The sequence below is a fragment of the Sphingobacterium sp. T2 genome, from assembly GCF_000814685.1.
GTDB classification, from domain to species: Bacteria; Bacteroidota; Bacteroidia; order Sphingobacteriales; family Sphingobacteriaceae; genus Sphingobacterium; species Sphingobacterium thermophilum.
Genome location: NZ_JXAC01000193.1, coordinates 1 through 12,548 on the forward strand (window position 1 = coordinate 1; position 12,548 = coordinate 12,548).

The window sequence follows — 12,548 nt, forward strand, 5'->3', positions numbered from 1 at the left end:
GTTGAGCTAATAGAGATTTACTTTTCTCGATAGATTTGTTATATCCTTATTCATTGTAAAGACCGCCAGCTTTTTTTTGCCGACAACTTGATACCTTTTATAAATGCTGAGCTAAGTCCGTTGTGTTCCATTTCGTTGAGCCCCGCAATAGTACATCCTTTCGGCGAGGTCACCTTGTCGATTTCACTTTCCGGATGACTATGGGTCTGCAACAACAGATCTGCTGCTCCCTTAGCTGTCTGTATCGCCATCTTCAAGGCATCATGAGCATGGAAACCTATTTCCACGCCTCCCTGTGATGCCGCACGTATTGCACGCAAGAAGAATGCTATGCCGCAGGCACACAAAGCTGTTGCCGACGTCATCAGATCTTCGTTGATTACTACCACAGATCCTACAGCCTCAAAAAGTTTCTCTACCTTCTTCACCACTTCCGCATCCGCATTATCCGTGGCAATACAGGTCATGGACTGCCCGATAGCTATGGCCGTATTCGGCATAGCACGAACGACAGTTTTATCCTGCCCCAACACCTCTTTGACATCCTGGCATGATACACCTGAAGCTACCGAGACAATAATCTGATCACGCTGTACCACGGGGGCAATCTCCTCCATCACCTTCTTAATCTGCTGCGGAAGAACCGCCAATACAATGATTTCAGCACCTTGAATAGCTTCCGCATTGTTGGCACTCACACCAAAACCCTGCTTAGCCTCCTCCTCCAGAGAAGCCAAGGTTCTGCGCGTAAGCACAATGTCCCCTGCTTGATAAATATTAGACTTAACAAGGCCCTTAGCCAATGAAAACCCAATATTTCCGGATCCGATTATTGTTAATTTGCTCATGGTTTGTAGGTTGATTTTTTAATATTACTTATTCACCAGACAAGTTCCAAATTTTTGCTGCTGGAACAGATGCAGGTTGGATGCATTTCCGATATATACGGACTTCACTCCTTTGTTGATAGCATCAAAAGCATTCTGCAGCTTAGGAATCATGCCCTCACTGATGATGCCGCTATCTTTATACATCTCAAATTGCTTTGCCGTAATCGTTTCAATGACAGAATTCTCATCGTTGATATCTTTCAAGACACCATTTTTCTCAAAACAATAGATTAATGAGGTTTCATAATGTTCTGTCATATTGACGGCTAAGGCAGAGGCGATAGTATCTGCATTGGTGTTCAGAAGCTGCCCGTTGCCATTATGCGTGATAGCCGAAAAGACAGGGGTAAATCCCGCATCTAAAAACTTCTTGATAGCCAATGAGTTTACCGAATCCGCCAAGATATCGCCCGCAAAGCCATAGTCTATCTCTTTAACAGGACGTTTTACGGCTTTGATGACATTACCATCGGCACCACTCAGCCCTATGGCATCGCATTTATATTTCTGTAATGTCGCAACAATATTTTTGTTGGTAAGGCCGGCATAGACCATAGTCACCACATCCAACATATCCTTATCCGTAATGCGACGGCCGTCTACCATCTTCACCTTCAATCCCATCTTTTCTGCAACGCGGGACGCTATCTTTCCTCCACCGTGCACCAAGATTTTCTTTCCGGGAATTGCGGCAAATTTTTCTAAAAAAGCTTCTAATTGAATATCATCATCAATAACATTACCACCGATCTTAATAATATTCAATGTACTGTTTGACATATGCTTGTTTATTTGTTTAGATTCTCTAACATTCGCTTCAATACCACCTGTGCGGCCCACACCCTGTTGCTCGCCTCCTTAATTACCAAGGAGTTTGGTCCGTCCAGTATTTCTGACGACAGCTCCAAATCACGGCGAACAGGCAAACAGTGCATTACTTTAGCGTCATTTGTAAGAGTTAATTTTTGATTATCTAACATCCAGTTGTCAGATACAGGGTATACTTGACCGTATTCTTTATAGGAAGACCAGTTTTTAACATAGACGAAATCTGCTCCTTGCAAAGCTTCTTCCAGATTGTGGGTAATCGTAGCGCCTTGCGTAAACTCTTCTGCAAGCTCATACCCTGCTGGATGGGCAATCGTAAAATCCACCAATCCCTGTTCTTGCGCTTTGGACATCCACTCGGCGAAAGAGTTAGGAACAGCCTGAGGCAAGGCTTTCACATGTGGTGCCCATGCCAATACTACCTTAGGCTTTGCTACCTTCTTATGCTCGGTGATAGTTATCAAGTCGGTAAGACTTTGCAATGGATGACGCGTAGCACTCTCCAAAGATACTACCGGAACACCACAGTATTTTACAAACTTGTTGAATAGGTCTTCCGTATAGTCGGCTTCCTTATCTTTTAACGAAGGAAAAGAACGTAATCCTAGGATATCACAATATTCACCCATCACGGCGGCAGCCTCACGGATATGCTCTACGGTAGTGCCGTTCATCACCACACCATCACGTGTCTCCAAGGCCCAGCCGTCCTTATCCATGTTCATCACCATGACATTCATCCCTAGGTTCATGGCAGCCTTCTGTGTGCTAAGACGTGTACGCAAGCTCGGATTCAAAAATACCAAGCCCAACATTTTATGTTTTCCTAAATGCTCATAAGCATTTGGGTTTGCTTTTAAGGATAGTGCTTCCTGCACAATAGCTTCCAAGCTATCTACATCAGCTACAGAAAAAAAACTTTTTCATCAATCAATCAATTTATGCTTTAAGACGTTCGTCCAAGGCGTCCAAAAATCTGTCTGCAATCTCCTTCGTAATATTCAATGCAGGCAAAATGCGGATGACATTTGGTTTTGCCTCACCTGTAAATATTCTGTTTTTGAAAAGAAGATCCTTCTTCACACTAGCCAGCTCCGCAGGCAGCTCTATACCGATCATCAAGCCTCTACCACGCACTTCTTGGATCTTGTCAAACTTTTTGAGCTCTTCCAACAGATAGTTTCCCACCGTCTTTGCATTCTCTAGGAGTTTTTCGCTCTTCATCACATCCAATACGGCTGCAGCGGCAGCACAAGCTAGATGATTACCCCCGAAGGTTGTGCCCAACAAACCATATGACGCCTTAAACTTAGGAGCAATAGCGATACCTCCTATTGGGAAGCCATTGCCCATACCTTTCGCCATAGAGTAGATGTCGGCTTGCACACCGGCATAGTCATGCGAATAGAAGTTCCCTGTACGTCCATATCCACACTGTACTGAATCGGCAATAAACACTGCCCCGTATTGGTCACACAACGAACGTATCAATTGCAAGAAAGGAATAGATGCTTCACGGATGCCTCCAACACCTTGAATACCTTCTATAATCACCGCAGCAACTTCCTCACCATAAGAAGCAAAAGCTTGTGACAAGGCCTCCTCATCATTGAAAGGCAAGAAAACGACATTGTCCGTCTTATTTACCGGCGCAGAAATCGAAGGATTGTCCGTAGCTGCAACAGCCAACGAGGTACGACCATGGAAAGATTTACTGAAAGCGATGACTTTCTTACGTCCAGTATGGAAAGATGCTAACTTCAACGCATTCTCATTGGCCTCAGCGCCCGAGTTACATAAAAACAACGCATAATCTTCTTTGCCCGACATCTCACCAAGCTGCTGTGCCAGCTGCTTCTGCAACGGAATCTCAATCGAGTTGGAATAGAAGCCTATATTATTCAGCTGCTCCGTAATCTTTTGAACATAATGCGGATGTGTATGTCCTATAGAAATCACAGCATGTCCGCCATACAGATCCAAATACTCATTGCCGTCAGCATCCCAAAGAGTAGAACCTTTAGCTCTTACGATATGGATAGGATTGACAGGATAAACATCAAATAAATTCATATTTTTATATGTATTAAAGGCTTTTGTGATGCCCGTAAATATAGTTAGCAAATATACTTAAGTACCGATAAAAAGGGTTAAAATATCTTTCATTTTTACAATAAATGATGAAAAAAAGACTGTCATCCGCTTCAATAACTCCCTGATAGTCTAAGTTCTTCTCATTTACTGTTTTAGATGATAACCAAAAACCCTTATCTTTATGAATTCAAACTCAACCCAAAATAATATTCAACAAAAACCTAAAAATCTTAAAACCTATTATGCGAATAACATTTTATCAAAAACTTCTTGCGTTAGTATGCTTATTGACCTTAAGCATTAACGTCCTTTTCGGTCAATCCAGACATTATCAGCCTATACAAGTATTGGTGACACCAAATAAAGCGGACTGGACATACGCTCCCGGAGAGAAAGTTAAATTTACTGTAACCGTACTTAAAAACCAGGTTCCTCTGCAAAACATCGAAGCAAAATACACTATCGGCTTGGAAAAGATGAAACCGGAACAGTCTGGTACCTTGAAGATTACTAAAGAAAATGTAGAGGTAGGAAAAGTCCTTTCATTAGATACACCCGGTTTCGTGCGTTGTGAGGTAAAAGTCAACATCGAAGGCACCGAATATAGAGGTCTTGCCACTGCCGCCATCGCACCGGAAAAAATCAAGGCCACGCAAAAACTCCCTTCCGACTTCCTTTCCTTCTGGGAAAACGAACTCAACAAAGCAGCAAAAATTCCTTTGGATGTAAACCTAACCTTACTTCCTGAAAGATGTACTCCACTGGTGGATGTATACCATATCCGCTACAAAAATATTGACAACAGTTTCATCTATGGCATCCTCGCCAAACCTAAAAAAGCAGGAAAATATCCGGGTATCCTGCAGGTGCCAGGAGCAGGTATCAGACCTTATAATGGTCTTATAGAACAAGCCGAACATGGATTTGTAACCTTACAGATAGGTATCCATGGCATCCCAGTGACCTATACCACGGACCTTTATAACAACCTTGCTGCCGGAGCCCTTAAAAACTATCCAATGGTAAACTTGGACAACAAAGACACATATTATTACAAACGTGTGTATATCGGCAGCGTAAGAGGTATAGACGTGTTGGCTTCCTTGGAAGAGGTAGACAATTCTAAACTTTTGGTATGGGGTCAAAGCCAGGGCGGCGCCCTCTCTATCATCACCGCAGCTCTCAACAAGAAAGTTAAAGGACTTGTCGCGGTATACCCGGCCTTATCTGACCTTACAGGATACCTACATAAACGTGCCGGCGGATGGCCTCACATGTTCAACGAAAACAATGCTCCTACCATGGCAACAAAAGCCAAAATTGAAACATCAGCATACTACGATGTGGTAAACTTCGCCCGTCAGATTAATGTTCCGGGATATTATACTTGGGGATACAACGACGAAACATGTCCTCCTACATCTATGTACTCCGCATTCAACCAAATCCAAGCTCCAAAAGAATTACTCTTGGTACAGGAGACAGGACATTGGACCTATCCGGAACAACAACAAAAGATATTTAACTGGATAAAGAACTTTCTAAAATAGAGCGCTTATGTCTATTTCAAGAAGAAGATTTATGCAACATGTAGGATTGCTTTCCTTGTCAATCCCACATGTTGCCTTAAGCAAAACAGCCAACAAGGAAACACCACTACATGCGCAGTCTCCTGGTTTTACGACAGAACCTTATCTACAAAGTTTGACCTCATCGTCTGTAAGTATTCAGGTATTGACCCGCACCAACAGCTATACCTGGGTAGAGTTTGGCGAGCAAAAAATCGATCAGTCACACTTCGAAAGCAGACATGGTCTCAAAGTAGCCAACTGCCGATATTTTAACTTCAAGCTGTACAACCTCAAACCGGACACTCTATACCAATACCGCATACATACCAAGCCCATACAGAAGTTAGCCGGATACGAAGTACTCTACGGCGAAGAGATGGTTTCCGAAACCTATTCCTTCCGCACCCTTCCTCAACAGAAAGAAAGCTGCAATGTCATCCTTTTCAACGACATACACGACCGCAACGGAAGTTTCAAAACGCTTTGGCAGGTCCGAAATCAGCAAACGACAGACTTGGTCGTATTCAATGGAGATATGTTCAACCAGATAAAGGATGAAAATCAGCTCGTAGAGAATTTCCTACTCCCCATAAATGAGCTCTTCTCAACTCGTACTCCTTTTGTGTTCAACAGAGGAAACCACGAGACAAGAGGACTTTTCGCCCGTGAGCTAGACAAATATTTTGATTATCCTAATCAAAAGACCTACCAGGCATTTCAGCTAGGACCTATTTTCTGGATATTCTTAGATTCCGGAGAAGACAAATTTGATAGCAGCAAAGAGTATTTTGGACTAGCTGATTTTGACCGATTGAGACTAGAACAAAGGGATTGGCTGCTGGAAATCGTTAAAACTCCGGCTTTCAAAAGAGCCAAATTCCGCGCAGTAGCTATACACATGCCTCCACTCTATTCGAAAGACTGGCACGGACCTACACATTGCCATGAATTGTTTGTCCCTATCTTCAACAAACATAAAATCGATATTGTCTATAGTGGCCATAATCACAAAGCAGAGTTTATCGCTCCAAATGATGACCATAAATTCGCCTTATTTATCGGCGGCGGACCTAAAGAGGGACAAAGAACTATTCTCGATGTACAGGCAAACAGCAAATCCTTGCATTCACAACTCATAAGTGAAAACGGACAGGTCATAAAAAGCTGGACGATAAAAGCTTAATGAGCCTGTATACTTTTGAAAATATTTTTTTATTTCGTTGATTTTCAATGAAATAAAAAATATTTTCTTTTTACACCCCTACCAACCTTGTCTTTCTGCATATTATGAATGAAAGACAACCATTATGAACCATAACCAAATTAAAAACTTACTATCCAAACTTAATTCCAATACCATAAGTCCGTCGGAGCTTGAAACCCTTAAAACATACTTCACCGATCCTACGGCCTCAAAAGTCTTATTGGAAGAGTTTAAGACCGACTTTGAACATATTCAACAACATATAAATCAGTATCCGGAATATACGAATGCAGAGAACACACGCCAACGTCTGCTGAATTCTATACATCCTCATAAGTCAGCGGTTCGGTCTCACAAAAACATTATAGCCCTAGTGGCCTGCCTGATTGTGTTGCTTATGACAACGTATTACCTCTTTCAATACCGTAGCGAAAACAAAAACATTGAAGAGTGGATTACGGTTACCACACCCCATGGGATTAGAAAGAAAGTGACACTGCCGGACAGCACGACTGTCCTGCTCAACGGCAACAGTACGCTTACCTATCCTCAATGGCAGCCCAAAAATTTCAGAATCGTAAAAATACAAGGAGAAGGTTTCTTTGATGTAAAACCGGACAAGCAACGCCCCTTTTTCGTGATTGCTCCACAGTACACTACCAAGGTCGTAGGCACTAGCTTCAATATCAATACCGACATCAATGCCAATATTGAAGTGCGCTCCGGTGTAGTTCAATCCTATGTTATAGAAGCCCACATTAGTGAAAAAGAGCTTATAAACCATTTCGTCAACCGTACAGAATCCACATTGCTCCATATCATAGAGTCACGCGCCATAGAACTAAAAGCTGGTGATATTGCCTACTTAGACGAAAACAAAAATTGGCTTAAACAAAAACATGACCAGCTTCTATGGATCAATAACGAGCTTGTCTATTTCAACGAACCTTTGAAAAATGTAATCAAAAGTGCTCATAGAAATTTCGGCGACTCCATAGTCATCGATAAAAGTCTTGAAGACGTGAAAATCACCATAACCTTCAAAGGCAAAACCAAAGAACAAGTTATCTATACACTTGGTGAATTAGCCAATGCAAAAGTGAAGTTCAATAAACAAAAAAACGTATGGGAGATGAGAACCAAATAAAATACCTTTCATAAAATAGCCAGACTTGCTAGGCAAGTCTGGCCGCAGTTCCTAGATATCAAGGGCCTGAGAAACTTCTTGATATCCGATAATTAACAAAGTTTTAAACCTTATTAATTACAATGCAAATATGCAAAAAAATAGACAATGTATTGCTCATATTAAGTACAGACAAATTATGCGTATATCGTTTATGATTTGGTATTTTGTCCTGACAACATGCATAGTGCTCGCCAGCAATGAGAGTTATGGACAGAAAGAACTAAACCAAATAGCTACGGTCAACTTCTCTAATGTGACGGTTGAAGAGGCTTTGGTGCAGCTGCAAAGTAAATACAACGTACCTCTAGCCTACAGCAACACCAACCGTCAGTTAAAAAATAAAATCAACTACAAAGCTCAAAAACCTATAAAAGAAATTTTACAGGATATCCTATCACAGACCAACATGACCTATGAAGTCAAACACGACTTTGTCCGTCTTGTGCAAAAAAACACTTCCACAAACACGGGTCCATCATCTGCCACAGCGCAAACGCAGATAATAGGAAGTATTGTGGATGAGAAAGGTCAACCTATGGCCGGTGTGTCTATCACTGTAAAAGATAAACCTAGTATGGGAACCATCTCTGATATCAACGGTAAGTTTATCTTGGCAGTGCCTACACCTACCGTGCTAGTATTCAAAAGCGTAGGATATCGCGATCAAGAGGTTTCTGTCACCTCTCCTACACAACTCGATATTGTCATGACACCTACAGAAGCAGGGCTGGATGAGGTGGTCATCGTAGGCTTCGGAACACAGAAAAAGGTAAGCTTAGTGGGAGCACAGTCTAGCATCAGCGGAAAAGACCTTCAGGTGACGGCAGCAAACCTTACCAACGTCCTCGGTGGTAGAATCGCCGGCGTAGTGTCCGTACAACGTACGGGAGAGCCTGGCTTTGATGACGCCAGCGTGTGGATTCGTGGAATTTCAACCTTCAGCCAAGGGTTGAGTGAACCTCTCGTGCTCGTAGATGGAACCCCACGTAAAATGGCCAACGTAGATCCCGAAGATATAGAAAGCTTCACCGTGCTGAAAGATGCTGCCGCAACAGCAGTCTACGGAGTCCGCGGTGCCAACGGCGTGGTCATCATAAAAACAAAATCAGGGACATCAGGAAAGCCTAAGTTCAACTTCCGCTATTATGAAGGGGTAACACAATTCACCACCCTTCCAAAATTTGCAGACGGTATCACCTATATGCGGATGTCTAACGAAGCCTTGACAAACAGAGGAGCAGCACCTATGTATAGTGAAGATCGCATCCAAAAAACTATGTCCGGTGAAGACCCTTATCTATATCCTAATGTGGATTGGATGTCAGCACTATTCAATGACTTCGGAAGACAACGTCGTGGAAACCTCAATATCAACGGAGGCTCTGATCTTTCAACCTACTATGTCGGTGTCAGTTACTTCGATGAAGTGGGACTTTATAAAACTGACGAAACCGTAAACTACAATTATCAGGTAGGATATAAACGTTATAACCTGACATCCAACCTAACGGTTAAGCCAAGTACTACCACAAAAGTAGAACTGGGCGTGCAAGGCTATCTGGCAAATGCCAACTATCCAGGATCAGGACAGGCTACCATCTTCGAAAACGCATGGATGGTAACCCCCGTAATACATCCTATTGTCTTTGAAAACGGAACTATTCCGGACCAAAGGGCAGGCTCTCTGGTAAACCCTTATGCACACCTTACACAGACAGGATATGCCAACCAATGGCGCAATCAGCTGTTTTCTAACTTACGTGCAACACAAGAGCTTCCTTTCATTACGCAAGGCCTTTCGGCAACTGCTATGTTCTCCTTCGACGTGTACAACTACACCTCTATGAGAAGAACAAAAAGACCAGACTCCTTCCTTGCCATCGGCCGTGACGCTAACGGCGAAATGCAGTACGAACAGACTTATCAGGGGGAGCGTTTCCTCTCTTTCTCCCGAAATAGCTCTGGAGAGCGTACCATCTACCTTGAAGGTGCCTTAAACTATAACCGCTCTTTCGGCAAACACAACACCTCTGCCATGTTACTCTTCAACAAGAGTGACCTCCTCAACTCTCAGGCATCAACCTTAATTACTTCTCTTCCGTACCGCTATATGGGACTTTCAGGAAGGGTAACATACAATTACAACAACAAGTACTTCGGAGAAGCAAACTTCGGATACAACGGTTCGGAAAACTTTGCTCCTGATCACCGCTTCGGATTCTTCCCTTCCTTCGGAGTAAGCTGGGTGCTTTCGGAAGAGCCTTTCTTCGACAGCCTCAAAGATAAGATAACACTAGCTAAAATTCGATTTTCACATGGTAAAGTAGGAAGCAGTAAGATACAGATTTCCAGTGAGGAACTACGGTTCGCGTACATCTCAACCATTAACAGCGTAACAGGCTATAGCTTTGGCAAAAACCCTAAATCTTTAGGTGGCTACAACATCGGTGAATATGGGGTGGATGTAACCTGGGAAACTTCTATAAAAAGCAACTTAGGCCTCGATATTCAGACAGTCAACAACGAGCTAAACTTCCAGTTCGACTTGTTCAAAGAACGTAGAGAGGGTATCTTCTTACGTAGAGGTAACGTGCCTTCCTATGTTGGTCTACAGTCCGCCCCTTCCGGCAACCTCGGAATCATCGACAACCAAGGGTTTGACGGATCCATCACTTGGAGCAAGAAGTTCAATGATTTCTCTTTCCAGCTGTTAGGAAACATCACCTTCAACCGCAATAAAGTCGTAGAAAACGACCAACCTACTCCTCTATATCCTTGGCTGGATGCCAAAGGAAAGAAAGTAAGCCAGCGCTGGGGATATGTGGCCTTAGGGTTGTTTGAATCACAAGACGACATAGATAACGGTCCTCTACATCCAGGACTGGTACGACCAGGCGATATTAAATTCCAAGATATCAATGGGGATGGTAAAATCGACGACTTTGACAAGATGCCTATGGGATATGGTACTATCCCGGAATTGGTATACGGCTTCGGGCTTTCATTCTCCTACAAAAGCTTCAGCCTCACCTCCTTGTTCCAAGGTGTAGGCAACGTAGACATCCTGCTAAGTGGAGAAGGTGTATATCCTTTCTCGGTATCGCTAAGCCGTGGTAATCTTCTCAGCAACATTGAAGATAGATGGACGGAAGACAACCCTCGTCAGGATGCTTTCTACCCTCGCCTTTCGGATGGTTCTCCAAACGGTAACTACAATCCTAGCACATGGTGGATGAAAAACGGAAGATACTTACGCTTGAAAGACATACAGCTATCTTATCAGCTGCCAAAACGCTTCGTGAATAGCATACACCTTACCAATGCAAGTATATTCTTATCAGGATACAACATCCTGACCTGGAGTCCTTTCAAGTTTTGGGATGTGGAATTGGGTGACGGTCGCGGTACCAGATACCCTAACCTGAAAACTTATTCAATTGGTATGAACATTAACTTTTAGCGAAAAAACTATGGAAAATAAATATATAAAGACATTGAAATACGTTTTGGTTGCAGGAGTGCTATTCACCGCGTCAGCCTGCAATAAAGATTTCCTAGACCAAGTTCCTGACGACAGGTTAGACCTCAACGAGGTGTTCAACCGTAAAGATCTATCGGAAAACTGGCTTGCTGCAACCTACAACTACATACGCGATGAGACACACCGTACTAATGACACCCCTTGGGATGTAATTTCCGACGATTGTGACGTTTCACAGCGCAACAACCCTTATCGTGTCAACCTAGGTAACTGGAATGCCTCTTCCAATTACTGGAACTTTTGGGACCACTATTATAAAGGCATACGTACCGCTACAACATTTATAAACAACATAGATGGTAACAAGCAGATTTTAGAAGAAAGAGAAGGTCCCAACTTCATCAAACGCCGTAAGGCAGAAGCACGCTTCCTGAGAGCTTTCTTCTATATGGAATTGTTAAAACAATACGGCCCGGTAATCATCATAGGTGACGAAGAAATAAGTCCCGACTTGCCGATGACTGACCCTAAGATGCAACTCGCTAGGAGTTCATATGACGAATGTGTCGATTACATTCTCAGCGAACTAGACCAGGCAGAAGCCGACCTAGACATAGACCACTACTATGGTGATCAAGTGTTGGAAAGCGATATGGGTAGAGCCAGCAAGGTGTTGTGCATGGCCATGCGCAGCAGGCTTTTGCTGTATGCCGCTAGCCCTCTCTACAATGGCAACAAAGATTATGTTGACTTCAAAAACAAAGACGGAAAGCCGCTAATGAACACCACCTACGATGCCACCAAGTGGGAACGTGCAGCCGCGGCCGCAAAAAAATTAATAGACTATGCCGAGTCCTCAGGAAAACTGGGCTTATACAAAAAATATAATACCAATGGAACATTAAATGCTTTCCTATCATACCGAGACTTGTTCCTAGATGTATGGAACATTGAATGGATTCTTGGAAGAAACACAAACAACATAGCGTCCTATCAAAGATCTTGCACTCCTAGATTAGCTAACGGCTACGCTTCCTTAGGTCCTACGCAACAACTCATAGACGCGTACCGAATGGAAGATGGTTCAGTTCCCATTACTGGTTATTTAGCTGACGGTTCCCCTATTATCAATCCAGAAAGTGGTTACTCTGAAACCGGATTCTCCCAATACAAGGCCGTTAGCTCTTCTAGAGAGAAAACAACATTCAATATGTACGTTCGTCGTGAACCACGATTTTATGCTACCGTAACATATAGCGCAGCGACTGGATTAACGAAACTTCAACCCTAG

8 protein-coding genes and 1 pseudogene are annotated in these 12,548 nt (G+C 43.0%); 5 read left to right on the forward strand and 4 right to left on the reverse strand.

Annotated elements, in window-relative coordinates:
* Positions 1-50 precede the first annotated feature (50 nt).
* From proC to SD31_RS11615, 4 genes and pseudogenes are all read right to left on the reverse strand, one after another.
* Positions 51-848, reverse strand: a complete 798-nt coding sequence (gene proC, locus SD31_RS11600) for a pyrroline-5-carboxylate reductase (RefSeq protein WP_039054240.1) — start codon at positions 846-848, stop codon at positions 51-53.
* A gap of 24 nt (positions 849-872) precedes the next feature.
* On the reverse strand, positions 873-1,670 hold the full coding sequence (argB, locus tag SD31_RS11605; protein ID WP_039054241.1) for an acetylglutamate kinase: 798 nt from the start codon (positions 1,668-1,670) through the stop codon (positions 873-875).
* Positions 1,671-1,678: 8 nt separating this feature from the next.
* Positions 1,679-2,641 (reverse strand): annotated as a pseudogene (locus tag SD31_RS11610) (acetylornithine carbamoyltransferase); the annotation flags it as partial.
* A 16-nt stretch (positions 2,642-2,657) separates the two neighbouring features.
* A complete protein-coding gene (locus SD31_RS11615) occupies positions 2,658-3,791 on the reverse strand; it encodes an aspartate aminotransferase family protein (protein ID WP_039054246.1) in 1,134 nt (377 codons plus the stop codon).
* A gap of 263 nt (positions 3,792-4,054) precedes the next feature.
* Between SD31_RS11615 and SD31_RS11620 the strand changes: the two genes are divergently transcribed.
* From SD31_RS11620 to SD31_RS11640, 5 genes are all read left to right on the forward strand, one after another.
* Positions 4,055-5,362 (forward strand): acetylxylan esterase, encoded by a 1,308-nt coding sequence (locus tag SD31_RS11620; RefSeq protein ID WP_039054242.1) that lies wholly within the window; start codon positions 4,055-4,057, stop codon positions 5,360-5,362.
* A gap of 7 nt (positions 5,363-5,369) precedes the next feature.
* Positions 5,370-6,566 carry a metallophosphoesterase family protein gene (locus SD31_RS11625; RefSeq protein WP_039054243.1) on the forward strand — a complete coding sequence of 399 codons (1,197 nt, stop codon included), beginning with the start codon at positions 5,370-5,372 and terminating at the stop codon, positions 6,564-6,566.
* 124 nt (positions 6,567-6,690) lie between these two features.
* Positions 6,691-7,734: a FecR family protein gene (locus tag SD31_RS11630; protein ID WP_039054244.1), complete on the forward strand. Its 1,044-nt coding sequence runs from the start codon at positions 6,691-6,693 to the stop codon at positions 7,732-7,734.
* A 178-nt stretch (positions 7,735-7,912) separates the two neighbouring features.
* Positions 7,913-11,236: a SusC/RagA family TonB-linked outer membrane protein gene (locus SD31_RS11635; RefSeq protein ID WP_231561527.1), complete on the forward strand. Its 3,324-nt coding sequence runs from the start codon at positions 7,913-7,915 to the stop codon at positions 11,234-11,236.
* Positions 11,237-11,246: 10 nt separating this feature from the next.
* The gene (locus tag SD31_RS11640) at positions 11,247-12,548 is read left to right on the forward strand and encodes a RagB/SusD family nutrient uptake outer membrane protein (protein WP_052259004.1); all 1,302 of its coding nucleotides are present in this window, start codon (positions 11,247-11,249) and stop codon (positions 12,546-12,548) included.